We start from the raw sequence: 16,082 nt of genomic DNA, 5'->3' as shown, positions 1-16,082 counted from the left end.
TTTTTGTGATAGTATTTTTTCTTTATCCATTATATAACGCTCCCTTCAAATAATACCAAGTACACTTGTCATTTATATTATAGCATTCGGTCATTACAAGTCAATATTTTTGCACAGTTTTCTTGTCGTTTTGTAAAAGCGTGCAAATCTGATAGGAAATGCACGCTATATCATTTATCCTACAATCTTCCAGTTACTATCCTTATGTAGCACAAGCTCATACTGCGATACCTGCGTCGCTTTTGTCTGATTATCAATGAATTTTACCGCAACCTTGACTTTCACATTGTCGCCGTCCTTTATAAAGATAGGGTTTACCAGTTCAGAATAAAGGTAGTCCCTGCCGATAGGTTCAATCACATTTCCCAATACATAGTAAGCAAGCTCTTTTTCCGTCGCTGTTGGGTACAGCTTAAAGAATGTTTCAGAAAAGCGGTAGCGTCATTTACCGTATCAGCGTCCACGCTTGCGTCTGCTTCTGGTGTCTTAGGCTCATAGTCTGATTTTTCAACTGCTGGTGCAAGGGTAGGGTTTTGAACGATTACCATATCCCCGTCTGCGTCCACATAGACTTTTACAGTATAGGTTGCTTTCACATTGCTTGTCTGTTCTCCCTCTTTTATCTGCTGATCTACTTCGTAGGTAGCAGAAAAAGTGTCCGCTCCCGATTGCTCGATATGCCATACAATCACATCTGTAACCGTGGAGCTGGTCGGTATATCGGTTCTAATGGTGTCTACATTTAAGTCCTGCAATTCCTTTGTCAGATAACCGCTGATTGCCTGCGTCCTTGCTTCGATAGCTTCTTTGCTGTTATCCCATGTGTAATAGGACTTCGCAAAGTTTTTCACGAAATTTTCTATCCCGTTGGTGTCCTGCAAGCAAAGTTCAATGATTTCTTTTTCATGGGTGGTGTGCTGGTCGATAGCCGTAAAATTCTTATACACCCCAAAGCTCACGCTTGCGACAAGCACCACCCACAACGCAATCACGGTTTTCTTATGTGTGCCTACCTTGACAGTACGCACCTTTTTTTCTTTTGGTTCTTTGATAGTTTCTGTCTGTTTCTTATTCTTCTTAAACATATTTTTCAAGTCCTTTCTATTGTTTTACTCGTCCTGCACCGATTAAGTGCTGTTGCCAGTAACTACTACTTAGGTCTGCATATCCTATCGGGTCGCCTGCGTGGTACATCTGTGTCGGCGAAACAAGAATACCGACGTGTGTTACATACGAACCAGCGTTATAGGTGGAATGGAAAAACACCAAATCGCCTGCTTTTGCCTGCGAGAGTGGCAGATGTTGGGTTGCGTCATACTGTGCTTGTGCTGTTCTCGGTAAGGAGATACCAGCTTTTCCATAGCACCATTGCGTCAATCCCGAACAATCAAAGGAAGTATTCGGGTTACTGCCACCATACACATACTTCCAGCCTTGATATTTCAACGCTTCATTCATTACCTTTTGTGCCAGTTCTCCCGATACCTGCGGAACTGCTAAATACTGATTGACTACTTCCACATAGAACATATTTCCATAGCCATACCGCCAGCCCCCATTCTTAGCAACGGCTATCGGGTTGGTGTAGGTTACTTTCTTTCCACCCGATTTCTCACGGGCGAAGCTCTCTGCAAGATTAAAAGTGTGTTTTTTTCCTTTTCCTGCCACATATCCCACATAGCCACCGCCATAGTTATAAGACTGTATCGCTACATTCAAGTCGTCGATACCTTGATTTTTGCAGGAAGAAAGCAGGGACGCAAAATACTTACACCCCTGCTTGATTGAGCTTTCCGTATCTAAGGAATTAGGCGGTAAACCAAGACTTTCCGAACTCTGCATAACATCTTCTGCCGTACCGCCACTTTCTACTTGAATGATAGCAAGTAACACATTGACATACTCGGAGATACCGTTTTCTCTGGCGTATTTTTCTACCATAGGCTGATGTTTCAAGACTTCTGCGGATAGGTTCATACCCGTAATGCCAGAAGAAAAATTGCTGTTCTCGTCGTCGCTGTCCGCACTAATGAGGACGCCAAAGAAAAGCACCAGAGAAAAGAGGATAGGAAACAGACTGCCAATGATAGCGATATGTTTCAGTTTCATTTTTTCTTCTGTCCTTTCTTCGTTACAAGGTTACGGGTTTTCTCTATGGTCTGCTGGTTCTTCTGGACGCTCTGGGTCTGCTGAACCTTTATCCTGCGGTCTTTCGGTGTCATTCTGGCGTGTTTCCTGCGATACCACTTTTTCTACATTCTGCCTATGTACTGTCTGTGTAGGCTGGGGTGCTTTCTTATCAGAAGCACCAGAAGATAACGGACGCTCTTTGATAACATTTGTCTTGACTGGCTCACTTGCTTTCGGAGTTGGAGCTGTGGCTGGGCGTTTGACTTCCTGCATTTTTTCAACACTCGGCTTTGGAATGGTTGAAGCTGTGACTGGTCGCTCATGGGGACGGGTAGCTCCCGTTGTCGCTGATCCGTCAGCCTTTCGCTGTACCTGCCTTGCTTCTTGTGCCTTTTGAAGCTCCATACGTTTGTCAGCGATATTTTTCTTACGCTGTTCCTGCTTTTCCAAGCGTCCCGTCTGTCTGGACTGCTGTTCCTGCACCATGCCACGCTTGAAGTCGGACACGCTGGACTTTGCCTTTTCCTTTGCGGAATACACCGCATAAGCGGTCTGTGTCGGCATATCCTTGATATTCTCTTTGACAGCGTTTGCCTTGTCTTTCACTTTATTTTTCGTATCTAAAACAGCACCGACTTTTGAACCTGCACGCTGTCCCATGCTGGAAGTGGTATTGCCCCGATTTTCTTTAGAAGCCGTATTTTTTCTTTCGGCTCTCTTGCCAGCAACGGCACTTCCAGCCACCGCACCAGCTACACCGCCCGAAATACCGCCAGCACTTACCGCCCTTGCAATACGGTGTTCCATACGCCTAGCCCGATGTCGCATAAACAGATACGGTCTGCGGAATATGCGTCGTCCCATGCTTTGACTGTCGCCAGCATTAAGTGAGAACATACTCATTAAGTCGCCCAGCTTCATGTAGATACCAGCGAAACATACTATCTGCAAGAACGCCACCATAAAGAATGGGTAGTCTGTGGAAATGTTGTAAAACATACTGGAAATACTAAATGCCACCGTTACAATGAGCGTTATTCCTGCCCGTGTCATTATGGTATTAAATACTCTCACGATTGCCTGCTTTGCCATGCTTTCATAGCTCGGTATCATGGAAAGTAAAAAACTGATAGGTAAAAACATTGCAAAGATAATAAAAAGTATCTGGCTGAACAACATCATGCCCGTAAGCAAGAATACAAATATCGTGATACCCAAGTTAAAGAACAAGAGGAAGAACACCATACCCAAACGGTTCACGACCTGCGGTATTGTCAGATTGTTATTGTCGTTGTCCTCGATTTCTGTTTTCACGACTTCCTCTCTGGTTTTCCCGTCCTCGTCCTCTGGACTTGCCGATACGAGAGCTTCTACACGGTCTGTCCCGATTTCTTCTGCGTTGCTGTTCCCGAATTGAAGCAAGAGCCACGGCTGTTCCACTTGAATAGAAAATAGGCTGTCCCGTATCAAGTCCACGCTGTCCTTACCCTCGCTGTCGGAGTTAGGGAGCATGATTTTTGTTCCCAAATCCAAAGAAGCGGTACTGATGTCTGATGAAAATTCATTTATCTTCTTGATATAGTCGGGAGCATAAGCAATAAATGAAGCGGACAGCACGAACACCACCACAAAGTTGATAACAGCGTGAAGTGCTTTGCTGGTTTCCCGTTTTATCAGTCCCGTATAAGCAACGTACATTCCCACCACTAAGATAATGAGAAGCAGGAAACCAACATAGAAGCCCGTAGAAGAAAAGCCGTTCTCGGTAACGCCTGCAAGGGTCTGTATGCTCTTTCCGATACTGTCTGCCATATCATTGATGAAGTCCAGCTTATAGGCTTCCTGCACCACATAGCCCGTTGCATTACTCAAATACAAACTGATAGTCCAGACAAAGTTGGTAATGCAGTACAGCCCGTATTGTACCGATTTTCCGATACCGTCGAGCCAGTTCCACGGAAGCCACGACCAGCTATTATCGACGAAAAAATCAAGCTGGTAGTTGGAAAGGGGATATTTTGAATAAAGATTTTCTGCGTTTATGGTATCGTCTACAAGCCCCGTCGCATGAGCCACCGTCCCCAAAAGTGAAAGCAGGATAAGGGAGAGTGCCACCACGAACAGAGCCATTTTGAGAAAGTGGAAAATCTTCTTTTTTGTGAACACACCTTTTATCCTTTCTTTCATCACTCCACCTCATTTCTCTGTACGGGCGGTCTGGTATCAAAGGCGTGTAGCAGTTCTTCAAAGACTGGGTGTATCTGCACCACACCGACACGCCCGTATAAGTCCTGCAATAAGCATTGTCCGTTCTCCAAATCACGCAAGCGTTTCTGGTTGTTCTCATCGTCCTTGTCGATACCGAAAAACTCTAAGGTCTGCTTTATCTCGTTTATATCCGTGCTTCTAAATGCAAACTTTAAGCCGATATTGTTTTTCAGACTTTCCTTTGACACGTCATAGGCAGACTGGGTAACGAAATAAACGCCTGCCTGCATAGCTCGCCCAGCACGAACCAGCTTATTTGATAAGGTTTCTCCTTGTGCCACATTTAAGAACGCCCACGCTTCGTCTAAATCGACAATCTTAAAAATGCTTCTGTCCGAATGGATAAAATCAAGGGCAAAGGTACTAATCACAATCAGCATAGACACAGACAACAATTCAATGGTCGTGTATTCTTCAAAAGTGGTATCTTTATCTGGCAGTACAAGGTCGGCTACTTGAATGATATTGAGCTGATTATCCAGACTGATAGCATTTTCTACCGTACCGTCTGAAAACAGCAGGTGTGCAAAGTCGTAGTCCGTGAAGCTGTCGATATGGTCTGCGATATTTCTTGATATGGGCGTATCTTCACGGCGTAGCTCGTCTATCACATGGAGCAAGCCCCGACTGTCGCTCTGGGTAACGGAGCGTACTGCCTTACGAAGTACGGGGAATTTTTCGCCGTCCCTTGAAGAAATACCCGTAAGGAATGTTAAGATGTCGATTGCCAGACTTTCAGCGTCTTTTACATTCTTCATAATCACAAACGGGTCAAGAAGCCCTGCATTGTCCTTATCGCTGGTAAGATTTACGATATTGATTTCATGTGCAATCTCTGGGAGCGTTTCTTTCCAGTTACCACGCTCACTTTTAGGGTCTAACAGAAGTGCTTGACCGCCAAACAGCACCGCATAATATACCAGAAGATTGTTACAGAACGATTTCCCACCGCCAAGCGAACCGACAAAAGCAGACGCTAAAGCGTTGGTAACTGTACCTTTTACACCTTGACTGGCAAGGGACGGTTGCAGGTACACATTTCTTCCCGTATCAACAGAATAGCCCATATAGATACCCGTAGTTTCTCCTAACTGCTGTGTCGCACCAAAGCCAAGCCCAGCTAAAAAATCTGATTTTACATACTGCACATAGTCATTGATATATCGCTTGCTGGCTGGTAAAAATTCAGAATGAAGCCCCAGCATATCCCCAGCAGGACGCACCAGCTTTACATTGAGGTCGTCGTAAAAGTCCTTGACTTCATCACAACGGCGTTTCAGCTCGTCAAGATCGGGTGCAGACACCCGTATGACGTAGCTTAACTTATACATACTTTCTTTTGTCTGGTCTAAATCAGTTTCCAGCTCGTCCACGCTGTCTAAAGCGTCCACCACATTTGAGCTGGTTTCACTTCCTGCTTGATAGGCGTGATTATCAAGGTCTTTCAGTTCCTTTTTCTTGTTGCGGACGGTCGTTAATGCTTTCCGATTTTCCACGATTTCTACATTCATGCTCGTATCAACGGGGAATGTGAATTGCTGTTGCTGGAAATAGAAGATTTCAGACGACGGAAAATCAAGCTCTCCTACAATCGCATTGACGGTAAAATAGGACACATAGCTTTCCTTGTCCTCATGTTCCAATCGTAAATACCGCTGGCTTTCCTCAATCACACACCTTGTCGGACGGATAAGGTCGTAGTATTTTATCAGCGTCTCTTTGTTCAATTTTTTCTTTGGTAGCTGGTACTCATAATCTTCATAAGCGATACCGTCCCTGCCGTAAAGATGTTCCATGAGATACCCAAAATCATGGATTTCCAAGCGACGCACCTTAAAGCGACGGGAGATTTTATTTTCCAGTAACTTTTCCATTTTTATGTAACGGTTGATTTCATCATTCGGCATGGAAACAAAATCATTCATCAGCGTGTGGTTCACTTCATGGAGAAATTCTGTGAACGTCAGCCACACCGATTTTTTGATGTTCTTCAGATTGAGCTGTTCTTCCGTAACCATGAGCTTAAAGCCAAGAAAAAAGCGGTAGTCCACTTGATTGTCCCCAATCATAGATACTAACGCTTCGGTCTGTTCGTCTATCTTCTGGCAGGCAACTTCCTTTAATTTTCCAGTTACCAGCTTCTTTGACTGTTCCTGCATACTGCGGATTGAGCTTTCTGTGGCAATCTGCAACGCATGAATTTTACCCTCACGGGACTGTGCGATAAGCTGTCGGAAACTGTCATGCACGATAAATTTCTGCTCTGCGGATAGAAAAGAATAGTTGTATGGTATCAGCTCATAGTAGGCGAACACCTCATTGTCCTTGTTCCAGACAAGGTTATTGTCAATATATTTTATCGGGAACATAGTTCACACTCCTTACTGCCGTGATTGTTTCATTCAATATCTGCTTATGCAGTTTTACGGCTTTTCCTGCATAAGTGATTTTTGGTCGCAGGGCATAGGTTATCTGTGATTTCAAAAAGCTGTACGGCTTCTTTCCGTCAAAGGTTTTCTGCGACATGAACCAAGTGAGAGCAACGGGAATACCAAAGTATTTGAGAAATGCTCCCTCAATCATGGAAAGTGGGGGAATATCCCCAAACAGAATGATGATAAATTCCGTAATCACAAACCATGTAATCTGTGTAAAAGTAACGGGAAAGGGTAAGTTAAAGTCATTGATTGCATACAAGACTTTTTCCACGTTCCAGATACCCGTGTAGCTTTTAATCTTTTTCAAGTTCTTTCAGCTCCTTTCAAAATAGAAAAGGACAGCCATTTTCAGACTGTCCCTTAAAGAGAAATACGCTGTCAGTAGCAACAATGCTTGTCGCTGATCTTCCAGCGTTAATATGGTATCTCGCACATACCTCGGCTTGTTTCAATAAAGCAACCGCCCATATCCAAATCTCGCCCGTAGGCTTCATAGTCAATGTAATTCTGTAAGCTGGGTGGAATGTCCCCAAGTGCCTGCAATTCGTCTATGTAGTAGTAGGCAACATCTGTCATGGTTTCACAGTCGGGATAATAGTAAATATCGTCCTTATGTTCCACGACTTCTTCCAGCGTCCCATAGTGGCTGATAAATTCGTCCAGACACTCTACAATATAGTCGGGAAGTTCCTCTATCATTTCATACATCTCATTGAGTTCTTCAATGGAAACATACTCGCCAATCGCAATGGGAAAGTTGTCGGTATCATGGATAGCGTATTCCTCATACTGTTCATTCAAGCCGATTTTTTCTTTCACATCTTCCTCGTCAATGGGGAACGTGAACCAAGCACCGACTAAATAGCCCTCATTGTATTTGCCAAGATTAGCAATATAAACCGCCATATCATCAATCATAAGCACCACCTCATTTCCTACTCTGGCAGTTCAAAGATACCGTGTTCTGTTACTAAAAATTTCCCGTGTTCCTGCAAGTGAGAAGCGTAGGCTTCAAAGTCAAAGTAGTATTCTTGACAGTCCTCGGATAAATACTTGAACATCGGGTCGTTCATCAGCTTTTGCCTTGCAACATCTATCATGCTTTTACAGTCGGGATAAACAATAATCACGTTCCTGCAAATATAAAGTGCTTCTAAATTTTCAAACACCGTAAGTAGTGATACATATTCTTCCTGCATATCACTTGAAAGCTGGCGGTACATAAAATCTAATTCGTTGAGCTGGTACACGCTGGTGTGTTCGTGGACTTCATCAGCATAAGGCAACACCTTTTCGATAATACGATAATCCCCACTTTCTGCACCGATACCTAACTTTTCTTCAAACTCGGCAACATCTATCGGCAGGTCGAACCAGTATGATATTGTTTCTTCGCCAGTTGTTCCTCTCGTTTCCACCAGCACCCTTGTTTCCTGCATTGTTCCTCACGTCCTTTCTGTTGCTTCATCACATCTTTTAAGCTCTGGTACGACATACCAAACACATACTTTGAAAAATCTTCTAACTGTTTTATATCATAATTCGTAAGCGGTAATCGCTTCATTTCATGCCACACTTTACGCTTGTAAGAGGGCAGGTTAGAAATATAATCACAGCCGACGTTTGCCTGCATATCCTTAAAAATATCGCTCATTTCATCACTCCAATCTGATTTTAGGTAAGAAAAAAGCAGTCAATCCTAAGACTAACTGCTTTATGTATATGGATATAATTTGATTAAGTTTTAAAACCAGTTTGTTTTTTCATCTCTAAATTGAGGGTTATCGCTGTGTTGATATGGATTATAGTTATTCAGATTGCAACCATATTCTTTTAATGATTTGATTTTGTTATCTTCTGTCCATTCAATTAAGGAAATACCGTCAAATTCTTCAACGCTTCCCGTATTCATTTCATTTTTAAAATACCATTCTACGACAGTTTGATTTTCTTTATGAAAGAACTGTTTAATATCCCAAATAATGACTTTACCACGAGTATTCCATTCATTAAACCAATGTTTTACTGTTTTAAGATTTTCATATTTAGGACACCAGCTTTCCGTATAAACAACATCTTCTGTAAAAATTTTATCTATTCCTAAGTCTTGCTGTTTCAACCACATATCAAACCATAAACGAATAATTTTTTCTCTCTCATTCAAAATAGAACACCTCGATTACTTCTTTTTTCACATTATAGCACCCATACATCAGCCCCACAATAAAATTTTATGCACCGATAATCTTATTGAACAGCTCTAACAGTACATCTTTCACACCGCCAGCATTGAATACCAAGCCGACAGCAATCAAGGCAACTACCAAGAAACCGATAAGTTTTGAAAACTCACGCTTGAACCCTAAGTAGATACCGATAACCACAATCGACATAAGCACTAAGCTCTGTGCGTTGCTTAAAAACCATTGATACAAATTTTGCCCGAAATTCATGTTATTTGTCCTCGCTTTCTTTTAATTTCTTCATTTCATAGTCAGCTCCTTTGCCAACACTTAAAATACACATCAAGGCTACGCCGATACCCGTTCCAACAGATACCAGCAGGAAGTCTTTCAATAATTCCCACATTTTTTCATCACTCCTAACTTTCTACTAAATCTTTTGCAGGGGTCGTCTGCTGTTTGATTATCATTTCATGCTTTTCTGTGAGCTTTGCCTGCTGTTCGATAGTTTTCATGTAGTCTGTTCCGTTTCCCTTATCAATCCTTTTCAGCATTTTCAAGGTCGGTGCTACCTGCCGTTGTACCCACCGCAATGTACGGTCTAAGGTGTAAGGCTCTGGCTTTGTCGTCAGCTTCAAGCTCTGTCTGTTATCGCCGATAAACCACGCCCAGCGGTCATTGAGTTTCCAGTCATTTTTTCGCTTGTCTGCTTCTTCATCAACAAACCGCACATACTGGTTGATGATAGAAAAGGCAGTCTGCTCTGCGTCATAATAGGTCAGCAAATCTCGTACTGCATAATAGGCACGTTCATTTCTAAGCCGTATCTCAAAACGGTTGATAATGTCGGCTTCTTCCAGCGGTGTCCCTAACTTGACGTACTGCTCATAGTCCTTTTCATAGATACAGAAATACACATCTGATTTTAGCGAACCAAGATAAAGGGTGCGTCCCATATATTCTCTGTCGTCCTCTCTATGCTTGATAAGCTCGCCCGACTGATAAAACTTATAACTTCTGGACTTTCCGATATATTCCCGTTTCCTGCATTTTTCCGCAAGCTCTGGAATATCCAAAATACCCGTATGGTCGTTGATAGCAAGGTCGATACGCTTCATCACGCCACCGTCTATGAGTGCGTCCATGAGAAAGTCATACCAACTTCTTTGTTGTGCCAGCAGGTAACTTTCAAACTGTCGGCAACCACGCCCCTTTAACTCTAAAAGGACACCTTTTTCTTCGTCAGCCGACGTATAGATAAAGATGTCCCCTAAAGAATAATGCTCCGTATAACTGTAATGTCCGTAATCTTCATGGAGCATATAATTGATATTCAGTTTTAATATATCTTTGATGATGTGCTGTATATCCAGCGTGGGAAAACGAATTTTCACATAATCAAACAGCATGGTAAGCGGTACTTCTGGATTGAACCTTGCCAGTTCCTTATGCAGAGTTTCCAGAAGTTCCTTTGACGGCTTCATTTTTCCACTTTCTATCTTGTTGAAATATTCCCTTGTGATACCAGAAGCCACCGCCAGCCTGCCTTGTGAGATACCGTAAGCAATCCGTTTCTCCCGTAATTCTTTTATCCGTTGTTCTTCATTCAGAACCATACCCCCAATCTGTAAAGTGTGAAGTTTTTTAAGGCGACTTCACAGCCGATTTTTGCTAGAAAACCATGCCAGAAGCCTTATGTTTCCTATGTTTTTTGTCTATTGTCTATTTGCAAACGTACCCCTCTGTTAGATACCGAGGGGTTTTACCTGCTGGCGTGGCTGACGCCACACCAGCAACGGCTAGTCCGTGCCGTCGCCTTTCGCTTCGCACGTCGCCGTCCCGTCCTGCCTTGCTTGTGCAAGAGAGCTGATAGTCTGTAAAAAATCATGTCCTTTTGGGACTAAAGGCGTGTAAAACTCACTTATGACGCTTGTTCCCACATCACAATAGCCACGCCCCTTGATACGCTTCTGGAAAAACTGCTTTTTCACATCTGAACCAAACAGCATACCGTAACCTAATTCGCTGATACGCCCAAGTCCCACACGGAAATTGAAGTTATCTCTGATACCATCTGAAAAATACTTTGCGTCTGGACGCTGGCAGGCAACAATAAGGAAATAACCTGCTTGTCGCCCTAACATAACGATTTTCTTTAACTGGCTAAGTAAGCTCACGCTTTCTTTTGTCCCCAACATTTCAAAAAACGCTACATATTCATCAAAGATAAGAAAGCAGGGTGGAAGTCCCAGATAGGCGTAGTTTTCGCCCGTCTTATAGTTCGGGTGTTGCTTCATTTCCTCACTTCGCCGTACCATGCCCTCATAAAAGGCATTGACGCAATCAATCATTTCTTCTTTGGTGTGATAGACATTAGGCATGACTGTTCCCAAGTCTGCAAGGTCGCTGTTCTTTGGGTCTAAGATATAAAGGACAGCGTTGGTATGCAGTAAGGCTTCAATGAGCGTCAGCAGAAAATAAGTTTTACCGCCACCAGTCCCACCAGCAATCAAAGCGTGAGGGAGTGCGTCATATTCCCACACAAGATTTTTCATCAGCCTAAGACAGCCGTTTTCTGCCCATACTTCATCAATGGTAATGCGGTTTGCTATCATGTCATAAAGCAGGGTGTATTCAATATAGCCGTCATGTAAGGTCTTGTCGGTCAGCTCGCAATACAAGCCACTTTCCAATTTATCCTCTAACCGTAAAAGCTGGTCTTGATATTTTCCTAACGTGATTTCACAGCGGATATGGAGCAATCCCTTTTCCATTTGATAATAAATCTTTGGAAACGCAGACGATTTTTTCCCTTGATCTGCTTTGCAGGTCAGTAAAAAAAACCGCTGTCTTGTACGGTATCGGCTTCATACCACTTATTTTCCAGTATCATTCGTGCCAGCTTTTGACGGTGCAATAGCTTCTTGAAACTGTCGTAACAGAAGCGGTAATACAGAAAAGCGACCAATGCACAAACACCAGTCGCTATCAGCACAGTTATGAAGTTGTAAGGGGAAAGCGTCAAGCCGTTTTCTAACAAGCTGAAATGTTCCCAGTCGGTACGCATGAGCTGTTTGATGTTCAGTAGCAGAAGAACCGCCATGAATACAAACAGAAGCGTCCCTATGGAAAAGTGGTAGACAAGGTGCTTGTCGCTGGCTCTGATACGGTGTCCTTTGTTCCAAATCATACGCATAAATCAATCCTTTCTAGGTATGAAAAAAGCAGTCAATCCTAAGACTAACTGCTTAATCAACAATAAAGTGTAAATTTTATTGTTTCTTTTCTTCTTTTTTATCTTTTTTATTTTTTCTATCCCACCAAGTACCTGCTAATGAACAACTTCCGCCCATAACCATAAAGCCAATCATAATAAGCCAAAATTCCATGATTTCTCCTCCCTTTTAATTTGTTAAAATGCTGGCAAATAAAAATTACAACAAAACATATAATAAGTGCGATTACACCTGCAATGAATGCAAATATGATTTTTTGATAATTTCTTTTTCCTATTTCTTGTTGTGTTTCATCATGCGTTAATTGCTTTCCGTCAATAAATGCCAAAATTTCTTTATAGGTTTGAATGTCATGGCTCTTTTTGAATTTTTCAATCTTACTTGCCGTATAGAGCGTTATTGCAAACAAGCATAACCAAATAATAATTCCTATATTTCCCTTAATACTAAATAAAGGATAGGCACTTATGGCTACGACTATCAATTCAATTAGGAAAACTACACTTATCACATTAAACTTTTTAATAGTTGCTTTTTCTACAATCTCCCTCATCTCCTTTATATCTTCTTTTATAAAATTATCTAAAGACACATTGAAGATATTAGATAAAGTAATTAAACTTTTAACATCTGGACAACTTTTATTTGTTTCCCAGTTAGAAATTGTTTGTCTTGAAACAAATATTTTAAGAGCCAGTTCTTCTTGAGAAATTTTTTGTTGTTCCCTAAATTTTTTGATTTGTAATCCAATATCCATCTTGAATCTTCTCCTTTATTGTATATGAATATAGCTATTTTGTCTGTCAAAAGCCTTTGACATTGCCATTTTCCCTTGTCAAAATAGTTTTACATGGCTTAAAACAGAACTTTTCAACTAATTATATCGGTTCTATATATAAGTTACAAGAAAAATATGGGCTCACATTTATTTTTTCATCTGTCCTTGCGGTACATGGTTCTGTGGATTGCCTGCGTTCTGATTGCCTTTATTCTTCAACACAATATCCTCTGCCTTTACATACCAGTCCACATCTGCACCCGTATAGGTTTTTCGTGATACCGTATCGGCTACTGGATTGACAAGCTCCACAACTGCATTGTACGGAAATTCCCTTACTGGTACTTCTGGCGGTACAGACACGGGGATAATTCCACCATGCAGACTGCACTTCAAATCATAGATACGCTTTTTAAGCTGGGTACTCGGTGTCCCGTCCTCATTCTGCAAGAATACATCACGCACTGCTGTAAATTTTAATTCTCCAAATGTTTTCTCTTTGTCAATAACAAAACCGTTTGATAATCTCATAATATTTTCACTCCTTTACTTTTCTTCAACTGCTACAATATCATCAGCAAGTAACACATAATCGGTATGTCCCATATCCCCAATTGCGTAACCTCTGCCGTATAATTTCGGATTGACAAGTTTTACTTTCTGTTCATACTTGAAATGCTTTTCGCCAGCCTGCACGGGAATTTCCACGACAACATTTTCGCCTTTCTGCACATCAGAATAAAGGTTGTAGCTTCGTCTGGCTAAGACCCTGCGGTTATTTTTATCTCTTTCAAAGATAGGCTCGCTTTCGCCTGCAAATTCAAGTGTTCCAAAAGACTGTGCCATATCTGGCACGACATATTTCATTTCCATATTGTTTTACCTCGTTTCTTTCTATATTTGATAAGTTTTTGATAGTGATTTCTTATTCTGGCGGTTAGGGAAGTACCAGCAAGTCCCCAGATAGTAAAGGGTAAAATAAATGCTTACGCACCCTTGACTATCCGTGTTCTTGCAGGTAAGTAGCAGACAAGCCAGAATAAGCGGAAGTCTGCCGACACGGTATCGGCGGAGAACGTGATTTTTCTTTTCTCATATCGTTACCGCCTTATGATTTCTTCATTTTACGGCGTTTGCAGAAGAAGATACCTGCCAGTCCAGCACCAGAAGTTAGTAATAATGCAAGCAGTCCGTAAAGGTTCGTGTTATCGCCCGTTTTTGGACTGTCTGTTTTATGCGGTGTATCTGGTGTCTGTGGTGTTTTGGGTTTCTCTGGTTCTTCTGGGACTTCGGGTTTTTCCTTAAAGGTAATCGTCTGTCCCTCGTTGTCAATGTCTTTATGCTCGGTAACTTTCTTCGGCTCGTCTGGATTGCTTAAATCGTACAATTCTTCAAAAGTTACAAGCTGTTTGCCGTCAAGAGAAGTAGCGTCAAAGGTAAAGGCAACTTCCGCTTTCATAGTTTCGCTGTCTGCGGTAAAGGTGTAATCACTTTCCACACGTTTTCCATTGATAAGAAGCTCTGCATTTTCTTCTTTCAACATCTGCCAGCCTACAAGTTTGTACTGTGTGCCGACTTCTAAGCCCTCTAAGGTTATGGTATCAATGATTGTTACCTCTTTTCCAGCTTCAAGCTCTTTGTTGCCGTCCTTATCGGTAGCAGTCGTATGAATTTTGATGATACGCTCTGTGATAAGTACCGTCTGTCCGTCGTCCTCAATGTCTTTATGTTCCGCAACTTTTACGGGTTCTTCTGGATTGCTCAAATCGTATAATTCCTCGAATGTTACCAGATTTTTACCGCCAAGCTCGGACGCATTGAATGTATAAGTAATTTCCACTTTCATAGCTTCATCATCAGCGATAAAGGTATAGTCATTTTCTACACGCTTTCCATTGATAAGAAGCTCGGTGTTTTCTTCCTTTAACATCTGCCAGCCTTTGAGCTGATATTTTGTGCCTTTTGTAAGTCCGTCTAATTTGACGGTATCAACGATTGTTACCTCTTTTCCTGCAAGGATTGTCTTTTCGCCGTCCTTACTGGTCGCTGTGGTATGGATAGAGATTTCTTTTTCGTATTCATCAGTCAAAGTACCTAAATCAATCACAAGGTTATTTCTTGATACCACGATTTCAAAAGGTGGGATAAGCTCAAAGCCTTTGTTACTATCGCAACGCATTTCTTCAATGATGTAGGTATCATAAGGCAACGCCCCTTTGCTGTCGTCTGGTTTAGAAGTTCCAAACCATACACCGTCCTCGCTGGTCTTTCCTGCGTTGGTATTATGCTTATGAGAAGCCCAGTCAGAAGAAGTGGAGAATTGCCCGTTATCATCAGTTACCACAACATGACTTTCGCCCGTTGTCTTGCTTGTGATCCTAAAGGGAACATCAGCAAGACGCTTGTGTGTGCCTGCTCCGATTTTTACGCCCTCAATATCTCCACGCTTAATCTGATTGTAGATAGAATGGGCTTCGTCGGTTAAATCAACGATTTTTCCATTCTCTGTGATTGCAAAATCAATCGGTTTTGCACCGTCTGTCAAATATCCGTTTGGAGCTTCACTCTCAACGATACGGAATTTTCCATAAGGTAAAAGGTCAGCAGACGTAGAAGCGACACCCTCAATGTCTGTATGGATTGTCTTTACCACTTCATTTTTCTTGTATAGCTTGCCCTCAACCAGTACCGCATTATCATTTAAGGAAATGATGTCAAAGGCAGTATCTTTCAAAGTGGCACTTCCTTGTGGTTTTGTATCGCCCGTTTCTAAATCTCGTTTCTGAATTTTCACACCGCCACGGATAACCTTGTCTGATACAGAAAACTGGTTACTTCCAGTCAATACGGCAAGGTCGCCGTCCTCGGTAATCTGTGTTACATATAAGCCCTTAATCTGTTCGGACTTATCGCCAGCCTGCATATATGCACCGTCCAGCAAGTAACCGTTTGGAGCTTTTGTTTCTTCTACGGTTAGTGTTCCAAGTGGAAGAACGGCTTTGCCGTCCTGCATATAGAAACTGTCGCCAGATACCTTGTATGCGTCCGC

13 protein-coding genes and 4 pseudogenes are annotated in these 16,082 nt (G+C 42.1%); all 17 read right to left on the bottom strand.

Features of this window, described 5'->3' with window-relative positions; translation table 11 throughout:
• Positions 1 to 174 precede the first annotated feature (174 nt).
• Positions 175 to 1,085: pseudogene (locus AC058W_RS17705) on the bottom strand (conjugal transfer protein).
• A gap of 16 nt (positions 1,086 to 1,101) precedes the next feature.
• Positions 1,102 to 2,109: a bifunctional lytic transglycosylase/C40 family peptidase gene (locus AC058W_RS17700; protein WP_003059774.1), complete on the bottom strand. Its 1,008-nt coding sequence runs from the start codon at positions 2,107 to 2,109 to the stop codon at positions 1,102 to 1,104.
• Positions 2,106 to 4,317, bottom strand: a pseudogene (locus AC058W_RS17695) (CD3337/EF1877 family mobilome membrane protein). The gene AC058W_RS17700 and the pseudogene AC058W_RS17695 overlap by 4 nt, the downstream one beginning before the upstream one ends.
• Positions 4,317 to 6,767 carry a conjugal transfer ATPase TcpF gene (gene tcpF, locus AC058W_RS17690; protein ID WP_003060327.1) on the bottom strand — a complete coding sequence of 817 codons (2,451 nt, stop codon included), beginning with the start codon at positions 6,765 to 6,767 and terminating at the stop codon, positions 4,317 to 4,319. Before tcpF ends, AC058W_RS17695 begins: the two are co-directional and overlap by 1 nt.
• Entirely contained in the window at positions 6,745 to 7,143 is a 399-nt protein-coding gene (locus tag AC058W_RS17685) for a conjugal transfer protein (RefSeq protein ID WP_003061368.1), read from the bottom strand. Before AC058W_RS17685 ends, tcpF begins: the two co-directional genes overlap by 23 nt.
• 107 nt (positions 7,144 to 7,250) lie before the next feature.
• On the bottom strand, positions 7,251 to 7,754 hold the full coding sequence (locus tag AC058W_RS17680; RefSeq protein ID WP_002323345.1) for an antirestriction protein ArdA: 504 nt from the start codon (positions 7,752 to 7,754) through the stop codon (positions 7,251 to 7,253).
• A 17-nt stretch (positions 7,755 to 7,771) separates the two neighbouring features.
• On the bottom strand, positions 7,772 to 8,275 hold the full coding sequence (locus AC058W_RS17675) for an antirestriction protein ArdA (RefSeq protein WP_479390446.1): 504 nt from the start codon (positions 8,273 to 8,275) through the stop codon (positions 7,772 to 7,774).
• The gene (locus AC058W_RS17670) at positions 8,194 to 8,490 is read right to left on the bottom strand and encodes a hypothetical protein (protein ID WP_008687105.1); all 297 of its coding nucleotides are present in this window, start codon (positions 8,488 to 8,490) and stop codon (positions 8,194 to 8,196) included. Before AC058W_RS17670 ends, AC058W_RS17675 begins: the two co-directional genes overlap by 82 nt.
• Before the next feature lie 90 nt (positions 8,491 to 8,580).
• Positions 8,581 to 9,000: a nuclear transport factor 2 family protein gene (locus AC058W_RS17665; RefSeq protein ID WP_003060053.1), complete on the bottom strand. Its 420-nt coding sequence runs from the start codon at positions 8,998 to 9,000 to the stop codon at positions 8,581 to 8,583.
• A gap of 67 nt (positions 9,001 to 9,067) precedes the next feature.
• A complete protein-coding gene (locus AC058W_RS17660; protein WP_003060793.1) occupies positions 9,068 to 9,289 on the bottom strand; it encodes a hypothetical protein in 222 nt (73 codons plus the stop codon).
• Between the two features lies 1 nt (position 9,290).
• A complete protein-coding gene (locus AC058W_RS17655) occupies positions 9,291 to 9,425 on the bottom strand; it encodes a DUF3789 domain-containing protein (protein WP_003061156.1) in 135 nt (44 codons plus the stop codon).
• Between the two features lie 13 nt (positions 9,426 to 9,438).
• Positions 9,439 to 10,635 carry a MobT family relaxase gene (gene mobT, locus AC058W_RS17650; protein WP_003062030.1) on the bottom strand — a complete coding sequence of 399 codons (1,197 nt, stop codon included), beginning with the start codon at positions 10,633 to 10,635 and terminating at the stop codon, positions 9,439 to 9,441.
• Between the two features lie 183 nt (positions 10,636 to 10,818).
• Positions 10,819 to 12,215: pseudogene (locus AC058W_RS17645) on the bottom strand (FtsK/SpoIIIE domain-containing protein).
• A 116-nt stretch (positions 12,216 to 12,331) separates the two neighbouring features.
• A complete protein-coding gene (locus tag AC058W_RS17640) occupies positions 12,332 to 13,012 on the bottom strand; it encodes a helix-turn-helix domain-containing protein (RefSeq protein WP_479390445.1) in 681 nt (226 codons plus the stop codon).
• Positions 13,013 to 13,180: 168 nt separating this feature from the next.
• Positions 13,181 to 13,564 (bottom strand): YdcP family protein, encoded by a 384-nt coding sequence (locus tag AC058W_RS17635; protein WP_003062614.1) that lies wholly within the window; start codon positions 13,562 to 13,564, stop codon positions 13,181 to 13,183.
• Between the two features lie 15 nt (positions 13,565 to 13,579).
• Positions 13,580 to 13,906: a YdcP family protein gene (locus AC058W_RS17630; protein WP_003059926.1), complete on the bottom strand. Its 327-nt coding sequence runs from the start codon at positions 13,904 to 13,906 to the stop codon at positions 13,580 to 13,582.
• A 235-nt stretch (positions 13,907 to 14,141) separates the two neighbouring features.
• Positions 14,142 to 16,082: pseudogene (locus tag AC058W_RS17625) on the bottom strand (SrtB-anchored collagen-binding adhesin); the annotation flags it as partial.

The sequence above is a fragment of the Blautia sp. CGZ-1-C1 genome, from assembly GCF_056504575.1.
Note: the sequence above shows the minus strand (reverse complement) of the source record. Positions and strands in the feature narration are given on the sequence as shown.